This window comes from Maribacter sp. IgM3_T14_3 (assembly GCF_049603095.1).
Classification (GTDB): Bacteria; Bacteroidota; Bacteroidia; order Flavobacteriales; family Flavobacteriaceae; genus Maribacter.
This window is the reverse complement of record NZ_CP187138.1, coordinates 4623585-4639867: the sequence shown is the minus strand read 5'-3', so window position 1 is coordinate 4639867 and position 16283 is coordinate 4623585. Positions and strand designations below refer to the sequence as shown.

The window sequence follows — 16283 nt, the reverse complement described above, 5'->3', positions numbered from 1 at the left end:
TTGTTATTTTTTAAAAAAAATCAAAAATTTATTCTTTTAAAGTGTTTTTAATTTTATCAATATTTAAGCTGTTTGCCATAGCATTAAAAATTTTATAATAGGCACTCTCATTGCTGTACAATGCCTCATGAGTACCCTGTTCAATAACTTTTCCTTTTTCTAAAACAATGACATTTTCAGCATCGATTATTTGAGAAATACTATGGGAAATAAAAATTACTGTTCTCCCCTTTTTTATGGCGTCTAAACTTTTCTTTATTTTTTCTGTTGCTATAGCATCTAAACTTGCCGTGGGTTCATCAAGAAAAATAATAGGAGGATTTTTCAAAAATAATCGTGCTATAGAAACCCGCTGTTGTTGCCCTCCAGACAGTAATGTTGCTTTTGAATTATAGCCCTCTGGTAATTGAATAATTTGCTCATGGATATAGGCTTGTTTTGCTGCCGCTATAACCTCGTCGTCTGTAGCATTTTCTTTTCCGTAAAGCATATTTTCCTTTATGCTACCATTAAATATATGGTTCTTTTGTAAGACCAACCCAATGTTATCTCTTAGCCAATGCGTATCATACTCTTGTAAATCAACACCATCCAAAAGTATTTCGCCTAAAGTGGGTGCGTAGAACTTATCTAACAAATTAATCACCGTGCTTTTTCCAGCACCACTTAACCCAACTAGTGCATTTATCGTATTGGGTTTAATAACCATCGAAACATCATAAAGGGCATTGGTTCCGTTTGGATATGCAAAATCAACATTATTAATTTCAAAAGTACCGTTGAATTTTTCAGGAATGTAATTGCCACTTAATTCTGTTTCTTCATCGGCGTCCATAATTTCAAAAAAAGCATCCGAATATATTATCGCATCTTGTACTTCATCATAAATGCGATGTAGCTGTTGTATAGGTGCCGATACATTGTTAAATAGTAAAATATGAAACATTATGGCGCCGATAGTCATGCTGCCGTTTAAAACAAAATAAGCGGTTAATATGATAATAATTACGACTCCAAATTGTTCTGTGAATTTTTTCAATCCGTCAAATAAGAAACTTAATTTTCTTGTTTGCAATTGATTTTCAGTCATGTCTAACTGAATGGCTTCATGCTTTTTACTTTCAAAATTTTCTCTTGTAAATGATTTTATAACAGTAATAGAATTTATTAAACCAATAATGCCATTATTCTTTGTTTCTCTATATTTTCTCATGGTGCGTCTAAAACCTTTCAGTTTTTTAGCTTGCAGACTGCTTATGTAGAAGAAAAGTGGAATAATTGAAAGACTCACTAGCCCAACATACACGTTAGCGTTAAACATGATAATTAAAGCTACAAAAGCATTAAAAAATAAAGGTAATATGTCAATAAAAAAGTTTTTTACTAACTGTGTAAGGCTAGAGACGCCTAAATCTATTCTGGTTTGTAATTTGCCGCTTTCATTAGTTGGAGAACTATAAAAAGCCATTTTGTAAGTCAATATGCGTTCTACAATGTTTTGGGCAAAGTCTTTTGAAATATAAATTTTCATTTTTTCTCCGTAGAACTTTTGACCAAATTGTACTAGTGCATAAAACCCTTCCTTTAAAAGAAGAATAATACTAATTGTTGCTAATAGCGAAAACCCATCTTTTACGGTTTTATTTGCGTCACTTAATGTGGTTAATTCATCAACGGTGTAGCGCAATACTAACGCATTAACCTGCGCCAATAAGGCACCAATTATAGTTAGGATTAAAGACGCAATCACCAATTTTTTATAAGGTTTTACGTACTCCCAAAGTTTTTTAAAAAGCTCTATTAGCGTCTGCTTAGAGGCATCTTTCATATATTAAAGTTTAAACGAATTGTATTTATTTAAAAGCATTAAAAAAACATAATTAGTATTGAACTAGAGTATCCAGTTTATCACTGTCAATACTATTCAAAAAAATAAGAATCTAATGATGCTTATTTAGTCTCTATTTTTAAATTTACCCTGTAAACACCAGCTTTAAGTTCCTTTTCAAAAGTATGTTTGTTTGGATATAATAACTGTAAGCGTTTTTCTAGATTAGCCAACCCAATTCCTGAACCGCTTTTATCATCATCCTGTTTAGGGAAATTATGGTTTTCAATTGTGAAATCCACCATGTTTTCCTTAATGGTCATATCAATTGAAATGATACTATTTTTGTTCGCAGAAACCCCATGTTTAAAAGCATTTTCAATTAGAGAGATGAACAATAATGGAGCAATTTTAGTTTGTGGTTCACTAATTGGAAAGCTAGATTCTACGGTTGTTTTATCTGTTAAACGAAGATTCATTAAGTCAATATACTTTCTCATGAATTCAATTTCCTTTGAAAGAGGAACTAATTCAGTACTTGTTTCATATAGCAAATAGCGCATTAGCTTGCCTAAACTATGAATAGTAGATTTTGCTTTATCTGGAGAGATATCTACAAGCGAATATATATTATTCAAAGAATTGAAAAAGAAATGGGGTTGTAACTGATATCTAAGATGCTGCAGTTCAGTTTGTAATTTAAAGTTATCCGCTTCCTTTTTCTCCGCTTCAGTTCTAACCCATCTTTTAGTGGTCTTAATGGCTATTGAAAAAAGTAAAGGTGCTGCATAAGACAACATTTGTACATATAAGAACAGTTTAAATGGCGGTCCTTCCCTATTCTCATCAGGCTGGCGCTTTTTTATAAGTTCGGCAAAATAATTATCCTCAATAAATTCTTTCATCAAAATAAAAAAACCAATAATCACTAAATTGATAAGAATAAATGCTACCGTTTTATTCGGAAAAAGGAATTTGTCTATTAGCAAGAAAAAATTCAGATAAAATATGATTGCATAGAACAGCATCGGTATTAAGAAATGGGCAATTAATCTATTATTGTCCAAGTCTTGACCGTATGATAAAACAAAAGGTATGCTGAACAGCACCAACCAAATCAGTAGATGCTGAATAATTATTATTTTTTTATTCTTGTACATAGTTTTTTATTCATAACGTAATGCTGTGATAGGATCTAGCGAAGATGCTTTTCTTGCCGGATACCAGCCAAAAAATATACCTGTTACCGCACAAACGGCAAACGATATTATTATTGAATACAATGCAACACTTGTAGGCCAATGTAAGAACTTTTCAATAAAAACGGTAGCACCTAAACCTAAGATTACACCAAGGAGTCCACCAGTAATACTAATTAATATTGCTTCAATAAGAAATTGCATCAAAATATCAGAACCCTTACCGCCAACAGCCATACGAAGTCCTATTTCTTTTGTTCGCTCTTTTACCGATAAGTACATGATATTCATAATACCAATACCACCAATTAATAATGAAATACTGGCAACTGCAACCAAAAGAATAGTAAGCATTTCACTTGTAGAGCTAAAGGTAGAAATTAACTCTTCCATGGAACGAACCGTAAAATCATCATCTTCGGTATCCATTAACTTATGTTCTGCACGTAAAATGTCGGTTACTTCTATTACAGCATCGGGTGCATCATCTTCACTAGTGGCAGATGCCATTATCTGATTTAAATAATCAATAGCCAGAATTCGTTTTTGTACCGTGGTGTAAGGAGCGATAACCACATCATCTTGATCTTGCCCAAATGTATTCTCCCCTTTTTCTTCTAAAACTCCAATAACTTTAAACGGAATATTATCAAAACGGATCATTTGACCTACAGGGTCTTGACCATCAGGAAATACATTGTCTACAACGGGAGTTTGCGCAGCAACTCCATTTCGAATAAAAATAAATGATTTGTTTTGATTTATAGGACCCTAAGCGAAGGTTTTATAGCCGGTTCTTTTGTGGTAAACTAAATTTCCAAGAAAAGGAAAGTCGCCCAAAATGGCTGAAATGGCTCCGAATAGGGCAAAAAATATGTCGACAAGCCTTTTGAGCCTGTCCTTCAACACTTTTGGGTCAAGAATGGACACAAGTCTGCTAAGGTTGTAGCATATCATGATCAGGTTTACCTCGGAGAGCACGTTCTGTTTTCCTTTCATCAATGTATGGGTGAAGCCCCATTGTCTTTTGATGGTCCCGAACTGGTGCTCGGTGATCTGTTGCCTGAGCCTATAATATTCCGGATTTTCCTCCACTCTTTTCTGGTTTTCCTCCAAGGCCTCCTGATAAATGGAGCGCTCTATGAAGCGTCCGTTCTTGTTCGTGGTACAAAGGTGCCTTACGGGGCAGACCTTGCAGGCCTGTCGGTTCTTGTAATGCTTGACCTTGTGGCCCGCCTTATTGTAAACGGTTCCATTGGTCACCAATATCTGTCCGTCGGGACAGGTATAGGTATCCATTTCCCTGTCGTATTTAAAATCGACCATGGGATAAAGGCCGTTGTGTTGGGAAGAATGCTCCTTTGGGGATGAGTAAGTTGTTATCCCGTTCTTGGTGCAGATGTCCAGGTGTTTGCCCGTGGTGTACCCTTTATCGGTAAGTGTCCTCATTTTTTCCACGCCCAAAAGTTGCTTTGCATCGAGTGCCATGGGCGAAAGTGCGTGTGTATCGTTTACGGTGCCCGTGTCGTTGTTGACGAAGAGTTTGTATTTTGCATCACACCCTGCCTGCACGTTATAGCCCACATTGATTATGTTGCGGTGCAGTACTACCGATCTGGCATCGGGATCGGTAAGGCTGATCTGTCGTTCCCCACTGGTGCGCAGCTCTTCCCCGATGTTGCGGTATCTTTCCTTCTTCGATTCCTGGTAGGCAATTTTGTCCTGTATTTTTTCGGTATCCGAATCTCCGTCCTCGGCATCAAGTTGTTGTTGGTATTCCAGTATCTTGTTGTCTATGTACTCGATATGGCGGTCGATCTTGTTCTGGTTGAAGTTGTTCTTCAGGGCGTTCTGGGCCCTTATCTTGAAGGAGTCGATGGCAATGGTCTCGCCTTCGATTAGTTCCCAATCCTTGAGCAGCACCACAAAATACCTGAATGCCCCTTTGAAGGCTTTTGGGTTACGCTTTCTGAAATAGGCTATTTTCCTTGCGGACGGCCTTAGTCCCTTCAGGAGCCATATGACCTCGAGGTTTACCTTGCAGGCATGTTCCAATTGGCGGGAGGAGCGCAGTTTGTTCTTGTAGCCGTAGAGATAGAGTTTGAGCATGTCCGAGGAACGATATGGTGGCCTGCCCTCGTTGTTCAGCACGTCCCTGAACCCCAGGTCGCCCATTGGGAGGATATCCACGAACATATCGACGATCCTTGCCCACGAATCGGGACCCAGGCAGGATTCGAAATCCATCATTACGAGTTGGTCCCTGTCAAAACCTGTTATAAAATCCATACCATTAAGATAATCAATATCAATACGTTATGGTATTGGCCGTGCTAAAGGAAATCAACAAAGTTATTAAGAAAGGGTAGGTTTTTGCGCAGTCTGACGGTTTGTCCTAGAACAACAACTTTAGAAGCGGATTTTACTTCGGCATCGGTGAACATACTCCCACTTTGAAGCCCCACAACTTTAATCTCCAAATATTCTGGGTTAACACCATAAATGGTACTTGGCCAGTTATTGGCACCGTTTATTACTTGTCCGCCACCATTTACAATAGGTGTTATATAACTTAGAAGTGTAGATTGATTTTTTATCGTTTCATAATTAGCAAGCGTAAGAGTTTGCACATCACCCCCACTACCCCTTGCAGGACCTCTATCATCTGCCCCAGGACGTATGGTAATCATATTGGATCCCATACTTGAAATGGTACTTCTAATACTCTCTTTAGAACCTTCACCTATAGCTAACATGGCAATTACCGAAGCTACGCCAATGATAATCCCTAACATGGTCAACAATGTTCTTGTTTTGTTAAGAATAATAGCTTTGAAAGCGATTTTAAATAGATTTAATAGTCTCATAATTAATCGTCTTGTTTAGGCAATTTTGCCAATTCTGCTGCTGCGGATTGTATTTTATGATTTTGATAATCTTGCATGATATCCCCATCCTTTAATACGATGGTTCTACTACTAAACGTAGCTATATCTGGCTCATGAGTAACAAAGGTGATGGTGATGCCTTTCTTGTTCAAATCTTGAAATAAAGACATAATCTCATAAGATGTACGTGTATCTAGGTTACCCGTTGCCTCATCTGCTAAAATCATTACTGGGTTGTTTACTAGTGATCTAGCAATGGCAACACGTTGTTGTTGCCCACCAGAAAGTTGAGAAGGTGTATGATGCAATCTATCTCCCAAGCCAACCATTTCTAAAGCTTTAATAGCACGTTCTCTTCGCTCCTCTGTAGATACCTTGCTGTTATATAACAATGGTAATTCTACATTTTCAATTGCTGATGTTCTAGCTAAAAGGTTATAGGATTGAAAAATGAATCCTATTTTCTCATTTCTAATTGTAGCCAGTTCATTTCTACTTAAGTCTTTCATACTTACGCCATCAATCTCATAAGTACCAGATGTGGGTTGATCTAAGCAGCCCAATATATTAAGCATAGTACTTTTACCGGAGCCACTAGACCCCATAATAGTTACAAACTCCCCTTCCTTTATAGAGAATGATATTCCAAGTAGCGCATGAACAGTTTCTGTGCCCATGACGAACTCACGTTTTAAGTCTTCTATTTTTATGATTTCTTTACTCATGCTTATTTCTTTTTACCTCCTGGGCGTTGTGGCATAAATGGACTCTCTTCTGTACCACCTGCTGATACACCAGACTGGGTAGTTTCGGATTTTAAACTATAGACCAATTTGTCACCTTCATTAATACCACTTAAAATTTGAACGTTTACTCCATCACTCGCACCTAATTTCACTTCTTTCGGAGTTATAGCTCCATTAGATTCTAAAACCCAAACTTTGGTAACATCTTCTTCATCGGTTGTTCGTGGTCCATTATTGGGACGCTCTACCGTTAATTTCTCCTGCTCGTTATATGCCATCATTTCTGGTGGTGTTGGCTTAAAATTGATAGCTTTTGCTTCTACCGATAACACATCTTTTAATTCGAGGGTGTAAATAGAAATAGTTGCCGTTAAACCTGGTTTAAGTTTTAAATCAGGATTATCAGCTTTAATAACCACAGTGTAGGTAACTACATTTGAAGTAATGGTTGGGTCTAATCTTACCTGTGTTACTTCACCTTCAAACTCTTGACCTTGGTAAGCATCAACAGTGAAACTTACTCGTTGACCTTCTTTTACAACCCCTATATCTGCCTCATCAACATCAGCTTCTACCTGCATCTCCTGTAAATCTTGTGCAATGGTAAAAAGTGTTGGTGTACTGTAGCTTGCGGCTACTGTTTGCCCCTCATCAATATCTCTTGAAAGTACCACACCATCTATAGGAGAATAGATATTTGCATAGCCTAAGTTTGTTTTTGCCTGTTGCAAGTCAGACAAACGTTGTGTAACGGTACCCTTTGCAGTTTCGTAATTGTAAACAGCATCGTCAAAATCTGATTTGCTAATTACCTGATTGTCGTACAATGATTTCTGTCTTTCATAAATGGTTTGCAAATAGTTTCTTTGACTAATAGCATTGTCATAAGAAGCTTGAGCTTGTGTAGTGGAAGCTTTAAGATTCGTTTTATCTAATTCCGCAATTAATTGCCCCTCTTTAACCACGCTATTGTAATCCACATATACTTTCTCGACAACACCAGAGACTTGCGTACCAACATCAACCTGGTTTATAGGCTCAATAGTACCTGTTGCAGTTACCATAGTGGTGACGTCACCTTTTTTAGCGGCTATGATTTTCGCTTCAATGGCAACGCTGTCATCACCTTTTATAAAGCTATATGCTACAAAAGCTAAGACTACCAGCACTATTCCTCCTATTATGATTTTTGTTTTATTTTTCATTTTGATTTAAGTTTAATATCGTTTCCTTGATAGAATTGTAATAATTGATGGTATAAAATATTTAGGTATTTTGATTGTAAATAGTTCTGTTGCGCATTGGTAAAGGTGTTTTGACTAATTACCAAATCGGTAGTACTTAAGTCGCCCAACTCGTATTTTTTCTGCGCTAGATTATAAGACTGTTCTGCTGCATCTTGGGAGATTTCTGCAGCCACTAATTGTTCTTGTGATGAAAGTGCATTTTGGTAGGCTGTTTCCACCTTTTTAATTACTTCTTTCTCAATAGTTTGTTTCTGAATCTCAGCTTTTTCTATATTAAATGAAGCAGTCTGAACAGCAGATTTTGTCTGATTTCTATTGAAAATAGGTATGTTCAAACTTAGCCCTAACCTTTGATTAAAATTGACATCTAATTGATCAGTGAATGTATTGTCACGTATACTGGTGTAACCAGAACCAAGACTTCCTGTTAAAGCAAGGGTTGGTAAATAACCACCTTTCGCTATTTCTAACTCTTTTTCGTTAACTAAAATATTTGTTTTGCTAGCATCTACCTCAGGTAAATACGATAGGGCATTGGTGTAAATAGCTTCTTTGTTTAATTCTAGATTTATTAAATCTTGATTCTCATCAACCGTTTCAATAGTTAAATCCTCTAAGGGCGGTAATTCTAGTAGTTGTTTTAAGTTGATAATGTTTAGCTCGTAATCATTTTTTGCAGCAATTATGTTGTATTTATTAGTTGCTGCCTGACTTTGTGCTTCGGTATAATCACTTAATGCAATAGTACCGGCATCTAATCTAGATTTTGCTCGTAGCACTTCCTTTTCTGAAGCACTTAAATTGTTTTCCGCAATGCTAATACCTTCTTTACTAAATAGGGTTTGTAAATAAGATTCAAGAATACTGATTACAATATTGTTTTTGGCTTCTTGTGCCAATAAACTATTCTGCTCTACTAGCAATTGATTTTGCTTAACCTGATTGTTTAGCTGATTTCCTTGAAAGAGTGTTACCGAACTATTAATACCAAGATTGGTACTATGTATTTGGTCAGAAACGTAATCACTTGTAATTGGATCAATAGAAGTACCGTTAGAGAAGTTTTGGGAGGCACTGCCAAATAAGTTTGGAAGCTTAGCTGATTTTGCTTTATTATAACTTACTTCAGAAATACTGGTATTTAAATCAGCATCTTTTATAGTTATGTTATTTTCTATTGCGTAAGAAATACAATCTTCTAAAGACCATATTTTAGAGGCGGTATTGGTTTCTACATCCTGTGCAAAAGCAAAGTGAGCAAATAAAATGCTTGCTATGATTATATATTGTTTCATTTAAAGCGTGTTTTTAATTAACACTTCAAAAATGAAACTTTATACTTCTCTAGTAGAATGTAATAGAAGTCTAGCCCTTTTGTTTGTTCGGAAACCTTTATTCTATCGACGAGATTTTTGGGCAATTGTTGTTATTCGTAACAATTGCCCAGTAAATATTTAGTTAAGTTTTACTTTATCTTTTACAAAATTAAACTGTTGCTGTAGGTCTTTAAGTCGTTCTACTTCTTCATTTCCAAGCACTTTATCTGCACCACCAACGATATAAGATAAATAGGATATTTGTGCAACCAGCATTTGTTGAGGATATGCACCTTCATCATTTTTTATCTCTTTTAAAACAGTTTCTAAAGTTTGTTTTTTATCACCCGTGCTTTTCTTTATTTCAGCTTCTAATTCCGATTGAAACTTTCTGGCCTCCGTTAATAAATCAAGTACTTTATTTTCAAAATCTAAGTGATCAAGAATGATAGTATTATCTATACCTTCTTCTGCTAAACGTGGATCCACCAAAATTTCAAAAGGCTGTTCAAACGTTTCTTTCCCTACGGTTAATTTTGCGATATAGGTTCCAGGCGGTACTATAGGTCCATTTTTATATCTTCTAGATTCCTTATCGTTCCACGCTCCTTTTTGGCGCATATCCCATTGAAATCTATTAATACCTTTTTTGGTTTCTAGTTTATTATCAAAGTAGCTAAAAGTCATACTTAAACTCATATCTTCCACTTTTTCTGTAGTAGATTTTATCTTTGTAGAATCACTTATTATGGTCGTTATAGATTGCTTGTTGGCATTAAGTATTTCTAACTGTATATCATTCTTTCCTTCTTTTTGCAGGTAATAATCAATAAGTACTCCCGTTGATGGGTAATTCGGAAAATCTCCCGAACCTCTAGGCGTACGATATCTAATGGTAGTATCTGGTTGAAATAATACAGGTGCATCGGTTAAGTTAGCAACCGTTGGGTTTCTCAATGTTGTAATATTATCCAATACCCAAAAACCACGTCCCATAGTACTTAAAACCAAATCTCCTCTTTTAATAATGATATCGGTAATCGGTGTAACTGGTAAGTTTTGTTGAAAAGATTTCCATTGTTTTCCATCATTAAGAGAAACAAACATTCCGTATTCTGTACCTGCATAAAGAAGTCCAGCAGTTTCTGGGTCTTCACGTAATACTTTAGCAGTATAGTCAGCTGGAATTCCGTTTGTAGTGGTACTTATCAATTCCCATGTTTTACCATAATCTGCTGTTTTATAGAAATACGGAGTAGCATCACCTAACAAATGTCTGTCTACCGAAATATATGCTTTTGCAGGGTCAAATTGAGAAGCTTCAATTGATTCAACTCTTCCGCCTTTTGGCATTTTCTTAGGTGTAACATTGGACCATGTTTGTCCGCCATCTTGAGTTATTGAAACAACCCCGTCATTAGATCCCGTCCAAATAAGATCTTTCTTTATTTTAGATTCTCTTATCGAATAAATTGTACTGTAATATTCTTCACCGGTAATGTCTCTAGTTATTGGACTTCCTGAAATCACTTGCTTATCTGCTTCAAAGGCAGTTAAATCTGGAGAAATGGTCTCCCATATAACTCCGTCATTTCTTGTTTTATGTACAAATTGAGATCCCATATAAACTACATCAGGATCATGTGGAGATACGTGAACAGGAGCTACACGCTGAAACCTGTATTTTAAATCTTTAGGGTTGTGACCATAAATATTAGAGGCTCCAATTGAATATTCTCGATCTGCACCGGTAATTTTATTATAAACACTAAAACGACCTTTACAATTATTATAAACGATATTGTGATTGCCCGGTTTAGGAATTGACGGACCAGTTTCACAACCACCAACCTCGATCATTACCTGGGTACCCTGAGCAGAAGTTCCACTTGGTGCCGAACTTGGTATCGCTATAGTGGTATTATCTTGTTGAGCTCCATAGATCCAATAAGGATATTGGTCATCTACTGCTACTTGATATATTTCTGCTGTTGGTTGATTGAATTGCGATGACCATGTTTTACCACCATTATGAGAAACATTGGCACCACCATCATTACACTGAATCAATAAATTAGGATTATTGGGGTTTATCCAGATATCATGGTTATCACCATGTGGTACAGCCATCATTGTCCAGTTCTTACCACCATCCGTAGACTTCAATAACGGATTGGCATTAGAATACACAATATCAGGATTGGTTGGGTCTAACTCTATGTTTGTATAATAAAATGGCCTGTTGACCAAACCTTTATTACTAGATGTTTGAACAAACGTTTTTCCTTGGTCTGCAGATTTGTAAACTCCGCCTTCATCACCAGGAGCTTCAATTACCGCATAAAGAATACTTGAATCTACTGCTGAAACTGCTAAATCTATTTTACCGATTAGTCCTTGTGGTAATCCTGTTTCTAGTTTGATCCAATCTTTACCTCCGTTCACAGATTTATAGATTCCGCCTTCTTTGTTTTCTCCTCCAGAAATGATAGTCCAAGGTGTACGTTGCGCTTTCCAAGCAGCAGCATAAACAACATTAGGGTTTCCGGGTAATAGCTCTAAATCTGCAAATCCGGTTGTGTTAGATATATGTAACATCTTCTCCCAAGTAACACCACCATCAATGGTTTTGTAAATGCCTCGTTCTTCATTAGCCTTAAAAGCATCGCCAATAGCAGCCACCCAAACGATATTACTATTTGAAGGGTCAATTTCTACGGCACCAATCTGTCCGGCTTTAGCTAGTCCAATATGGTCCCAAGATTTCCCGGCATCTATAGACTTATAAACACCTTTTCCGCTGATGATGTTACTACGCAGTCCGTCCGAACCAGTTCCCACATAAACGATATTAGGGTCATTAAGAGCAACTTCGATCGCGCCAATAGAAGGAGTGTCAAAAAATCCGTCAGAAATATTATTCCAAGATGTACCATAATCATCGGTTTTCCAAACACCGGCACCAGATGCACCTAGGTAAAAAGTACCCGGTAAGCTAGGTGTACCCGTAACCGTAGTAACACGACCACCGCGCGACGGACCAATAGTACGATACTCCAATGCTGAAAAATCTTGAGAAAAAACTGATGAGGAAATGCATATGAACGATGCAAAGGCTAGGTAAAGAAAGAACGATTTCATTTAGGTCTGAGTAATAGTTTGGTTAAGACCTAAAGTTACTTAAACTGTTACGTAAAACATACGTTCAAAGTGATTTTTACGATTTTCTTATTTTGACAATTACATATTAAGATTTGACGTAATCTCATTGGAGAAATTTTTATAATAAGCTGATATTATAATGTATTATCTACTTGTCAGTATCTTTAAGTTTATCATTTTCCCAGATGCCGCTTATGACCGAACCTTCTTTTTTATGAAAAATACCTTTACCATTTCGCTTGTCATTTTTCCACTGTCCTTTGTATTTTTCACCGTTAGGCCAAAAATAAGTGCCTTCGCCATTTCGCATGTCATCTTTGTAGCTGCCAATGTAATATTCACCATCAGGCCAGTAAAATGTACCATTACCCTCACGTAAATTGTCTTTCCATTCGCCTTCATACCTACTACCGGTTTCAAGTACGGCAATACCTGCACCATTTGCTTTGTTGTTTTTAACTTGACCGACATAGTGCAAGGCAGTTCCTTTTTTACTTGTGAAACTAAGGTATTCGCCAAATGATTTATTGTTCAACTGCTTACGCATATTACTCAATTGAACTCGAGCTTTTTCTAATGCAAAATTTAATGAATCGATACTTCTAGTTTCACTTTCCGAAACTGTGGCAATAGCAGTTGAATCGACCGAGATTTTTTCAATTCCCTTATTAGAAGTATTTGCAATATTATTTTCCATTAATTTTTGGACAAGAGCGATACGTAATGGAATAACCGTATTCAGCTCTTCGTGATTTTGAAGCGTAGTAGTATAAGATTCAATTGCTTTGTCATAATCGCCTCGCATTAAAACAGAATCTATGGCTACTAATTCTTTATTACCGGTTACTAGAACATCTAACTCCTTTTTTGTCTTGCTACTCTCCCCTATCTCATTTTGAAGTGTGCTAGATTTGATACCAAAATAAATTGCCAATACAGATATGATGGCTAACAGACCGTACAATATTACATCTCTTTTTTTCATAGTGTTTGTTTGCTCTATGGTATTAATCTGTTAAGTGAATTTCAGGTAGTTTGTTTTTTACCTTTCTGAAATCTGGAGAGAAATATACGTGAAAACGCATCGCCCAACTTTGCTTGTAATATCCGCCATTGGCTAAATCTTGCCCTTGTGAATACATTGCCCCCGCCGCAACGGTTAATCTTGGTGTAAGAATATAACCTAATGTTGTTGTTAATCGTAAATCTTCCATCGGGCTAGCGACAACGGCTTTTCCACTTTGCATAATTAATTCTGCTTCTGGTGCAATGTACAATGTCTTAGTTTTTAGCTTATGATCGTTCAAAGGAATTTTCATTCTAAACATATACCTCCATCGGTTTCTAAATATGTATTCACTATTCTCCACAAAACTTTGTGTCCAACGATGTTCAATACGAATACGGTGATAAATCATCATACTTGCCAATGACTGCGCAAATTGATACTGATGCCAAATACGCCATTCAGGTACTAGATTACGATCCGTAGATGCTTCATCTGTATTGAAGTTTAAACGTAACACCCCGCCTAAACGAACATTGAAATATTTCGAGTGTATGTACCCAATAGCATGTCTATTGTAAACCTGAGCTACTTGCCCAAAAAATGGTGTAGCTTCAGTTTCCTCTAATCTTAAATGCGTTTGAGCATCCCAAAATAAGCGCTTGCTTATTCTAATATTCCCGTAAGTATTGATCCAGGTTTTGGTGCCTAAATCTTTATATTTCGAATATTCTGGCAATTCTACGGCTTCTTTTTCTTGTGCTAATCCTTGAAAAACTAAGGCGAAAAGCATTAAATATGAAAGCTTTACGATGTGTGTACGAAACGTTTTCATAGGCTATTGCTTTGTAGTGTTTTGTACATTCAACATCTTTAATACTGATACGGGATTTTTTTCTTTTTTGAGCTTTCGTTCTAGCTTTTTGGTATCTTGATCTTTTAGTTCTAGAACTTTTTTGTACGTAGCTGTAATGGTGCTGTTTAAATCTTCAATAATCTCACACGATATATATTGTTCTATTTCAGTTAAGAAGTAAGGTTCTAAAATTTTGGAATAGGCTGATGTGATTTTCTTTTTAATATCCTCATCCATTAATGTTGCCATAAACGGATTCCAAATACGATCGGTATAACTTTCTTTTATAGCCGTATGGTATACTGGCATTTGCGAAACTGTTCTTGATAAATCGTTTAAATTGTCAAGACATACAACCGTATTTCTAGCGGCAGATAATCTGTTTTGAGCAGTTTTTACTTTTGAATAATCGCTCAACGTAGTACTAGCAAAAGATTTAATTTTATGTAAAGAATTGGCATATTTTAGTGGCACACTATCCTTTATTGATTCAATAAAAGTTACCAATGAATCGTTCTGCAATATGATTTCCTCTTCTAAACTAGCTAATTCATTTTGTCTTTTTTCTTGCGCTAACGTTTCTTTAACCTCGTTAGCGATAGACAGAATGCCGTCATAACCCATTTTAGCAACGGCTTCAATATTCTCGATATTTGAATTTGAAGTATTTATTAAAGAGGTAGATGGAATCGAATATAATTTAGACGATTCAATACTATCTATTTGCATCTTAATATCCATTTCAGATTTTGGCATTCCGTTTGCAAAAACGTGATTTACCAATTGCTCTCGCGATGTATATTCTAGAATTTTTAAAGAATCATAACTTACAATTTCTTCAATAGGTTTTAAGAAATTTTCCTTTAAGTGAAGTACCGTATTGTACTGATACGCTGTATTGGTATCAGATAATCTTAGAATATTCAGCTGTGAATTATGGAGTATAGATTCACTTAATTCATTTGCTTTTTTATAATAGGATACAATGCTATCAACCTTTTGAACTTCTAAAGAATCTAATGGGTAATAAGGAACCTTAACTTTAAATTCAGGAAGAAATTCTGACTTACCTAATTCAGATAATATACCATCAACCTCTTGGTAACGTGCTGCATTTTGCTTTAAAAGTTCAGGTAAACTATTATGATGTAGAATGTCAACATCTACTTGCGAAAGTTGAATTTCTAAAGCTTGAATATAACCAGCATTTAGATTGATGATTTTAGTTTGTCCGTTATAGTCTTTGTATCCTTTTATGGTTTTATGATCACTTTCGTCATCCACCTTAATCGATTGCAATAAGCCATCTTTAAAATACCAGCTTTCAGATTGGTCCATTCCGTTTGAAGGAAACAACGACCACTCATCATGAGCCAAACCATCTCGTAGAAATCTACCTACTAGCGTATAATCTTCATTATTTATACTAAAATTCTGTTGTGGAATACCGTTGTCAAAAGAAACAACACTCTTAAACAAGGTATTTGATATTTTAGAATTTTCAATTTGTTCTTCTAAAATGGTCCATTTACCATTGGGTTTGCCCATTTGGATTTTTCCAGTAGCAGATTTCTGAATTCCGCTAACGAGAACACGGTATTGGTAATCTATAACTTCAGACTGACTTTTAGAATTGAATTCCCCAAATTGAAACTTCCATGGTCCGTTTGCGGTGCCATCAACGAAAGCTCCTTTAAATTGAAAGGAGTAATCTTGCTTCTCTAAAAGTTCTTGAAGATTTGAACGTAGTACCGTAAAATCGCCGTCGAGAACAGTATCGTTCTCAACAAGTTTATAAGAATACGTTGCTTTTCCGTTATACTTACCTATTTGTAAAGGTCCGTCATACGTTTGCGTTTCTTGAGCGCTGCTCGGAATAGAAATTCCGACAACTATAAATACAAGAAATTGTAGTAATGGTTTGATAGTTAGCCTAATCATGCCGCAAAAAAACGAAAATAGATTCAGACTAGTAAATTAGAACGGTAAGAGTTTTGACTTTTTATTAAATGTTTCTAAACAATTTAGAATGCGG

11 protein-coding genes and 1 pseudogene are annotated in these 16283 nt (G+C 36.1%); all 12 read right to left on the bottom strand.

The genetic code is table 11. The features are described from left to right. Nucleotides 1-28: 28 nt before the first annotated feature. On the bottom strand, nt 29-1828 hold the full coding sequence (locus ACPF9A_RS20455) for an ABC transporter ATP-binding protein (RefSeq protein WP_423999962.1): 1800 nt from the start codon (nt 1826-1828) through the stop codon (nt 29-31). 122 nt (nt 1829-1950) lie between these two features. Next, entirely contained in the window at nt 1951-2988 is a 1038-nt protein-coding gene (locus ACPF9A_RS20450; RefSeq protein WP_423999960.1) for a sensor histidine kinase, read from the bottom strand. Nucleotides 2989-2994: 6 nt separating this feature from the next. After that, nucleotides 2995-3768, bottom strand: a pseudogene (locus ACPF9A_RS20445) (ABC transporter permease); the annotation flags it as partial. Between the two features lie 30 nt (nt 3769-3798). Continuing rightward, nucleotides 3799-5316: an IS1182 family transposase gene (locus ACPF9A_RS20440; RefSeq protein WP_423997090.1), complete on the bottom strand. Its 1518-nt coding sequence runs from the start codon at nt 5314-5316 to the stop codon at nt 3799-3801. A gap of 44 nt (nt 5317-5360) precedes the next feature. Further along, nucleotides 5361-5894: an ABC transporter permease gene (locus ACPF9A_RS20435; RefSeq protein ID WP_423999958.1), complete on the bottom strand. Its 534-nt coding sequence runs from the start codon at nt 5892-5894 to the stop codon at nt 5361-5363. 2 nt (nt 5895-5896) lie between these two features. Then, nucleotides 5897-6640, bottom strand: a complete 744-nt coding sequence (locus ACPF9A_RS20430) for an ABC transporter ATP-binding protein (protein WP_423999956.1) — start codon at nt 6638-6640, stop codon at nt 5897-5899. 2 nt (nt 6641-6642) lie between these two features. Beyond that, a complete protein-coding gene (locus tag ACPF9A_RS20425; protein ID WP_423999954.1) occupies nt 6643-7866 on the bottom strand; it encodes an efflux RND transporter periplasmic adaptor subunit in 1224 nt (407 codons plus the stop codon). After that, the gene (locus ACPF9A_RS20420; RefSeq protein ID WP_423999952.1) at nt 7863-9203 is read right to left on the bottom strand and encodes a TolC family protein; all 1341 of its coding nucleotides are present in this window, start codon (nt 9201-9203) and stop codon (nt 7863-7865) included. Before ACPF9A_RS20420 ends, ACPF9A_RS20425 begins: the two co-directional genes overlap by 4 nt. A gap of 159 nt (nt 9204-9362) precedes the next feature. Then, a complete protein-coding gene (locus ACPF9A_RS20415; RefSeq protein ID WP_423999950.1) occupies nt 9363-12365 on the bottom strand; it encodes a WD40/YVTN/BNR-like repeat-containing protein in 3003 nt (1000 codons plus the stop codon). 169 nt (nt 12366-12534) lie between these two features. Continuing rightward, nucleotides 12535-13371, bottom strand: coding sequence for an MORN repeat-containing protein (locus tag ACPF9A_RS20410; protein WP_423999948.1), 837 nt, complete (start codon nt 13369-13371; stop codon nt 12535-12537). A gap of 22 nt (nt 13372-13393) precedes the next feature. Then, a complete protein-coding gene (locus tag ACPF9A_RS20405; RefSeq protein ID WP_423999946.1) occupies nt 13394-14227 on the bottom strand; it encodes a DUF2490 domain-containing protein in 834 nt (277 codons plus the stop codon). A 3-nt stretch (nt 14228-14230) separates the two neighbouring features. Next, a complete protein-coding gene (locus ACPF9A_RS20400) occupies nt 14231-16189 on the bottom strand; it encodes a hypothetical protein (RefSeq protein ID WP_423999944.1) in 1959 nt (652 codons plus the stop codon). Nucleotides 16190-16283 lie beyond the last annotated feature (94 nt).

Bases quoted from the DNA above. Each gene is read 5' to 3' on its own strand.
- ACPF9A_RS20455 (WP_423999962.1), bottom strand. From the start codon at position 1,828: ATGAAAGATGCCTCTAAGCAGACGCTAATAGAGCTTTTTAAAAAACTT.
- ACPF9A_RS20450 (WP_423999960.1), bottom strand. From the start codon at position 2,988: ATGTACAAGAATAAAAAAATAATAATTATTCAGCATCTACTGATTTGG.
- ACPF9A_RS20440 (WP_423997090.1), bottom strand. From the start codon at position 5,316: ATGGATTTTATAACAGGTTTTGACAGGGACCAACTCGTAATGATGGAT.
- ACPF9A_RS20435 (WP_423999958.1), bottom strand. From the start codon at position 5,894: ATGAGACTATTAAATCTATTTAAAATCGCTTTCAAAGCTATTATTCTT.
- ACPF9A_RS20430 (WP_423999956.1), bottom strand. From the start codon at position 6,640: ATGAGTAAAGAAATCATAAAAATAGAAGACTTAAAACGTGAGTTCGTC.
- ACPF9A_RS20425 (WP_423999954.1), bottom strand. From the start codon at position 7,866: ATGAAAAATAAAACAAAAATCATAATAGGAGGAATAGTGCTGGTAGTC.
- ACPF9A_RS20420 (WP_423999952.1), bottom strand. From the start codon at position 9,203: ATGAAACAATATATAATCATAGCAAGCATTTTATTTGCTCACTTTGCT.
- ACPF9A_RS20415 (WP_423999950.1), bottom strand. From the start codon at position 12,365: ATGAAATCGTTCTTTCTTTACCTAGCCTTTGCATCGTTCATATGCATT.
- ACPF9A_RS20410 (WP_423999948.1), bottom strand. From the start codon at position 13,371: ATGAAAAAAAGAGATGTAATATTGTACGGTCTGTTAGCCATCATATCT.
- ACPF9A_RS20405 (WP_423999946.1), bottom strand. From the start codon at position 14,227: ATGAAAACGTTTCGTACACACATCGTAAAGCTTTCATATTTAATGCTT.
- ACPF9A_RS20400 (WP_423999944.1), bottom strand. From the start codon at position 16,189: ATGATTAGGCTAACTATCAAACCATTACTACAATTTCTTGTATTTATA.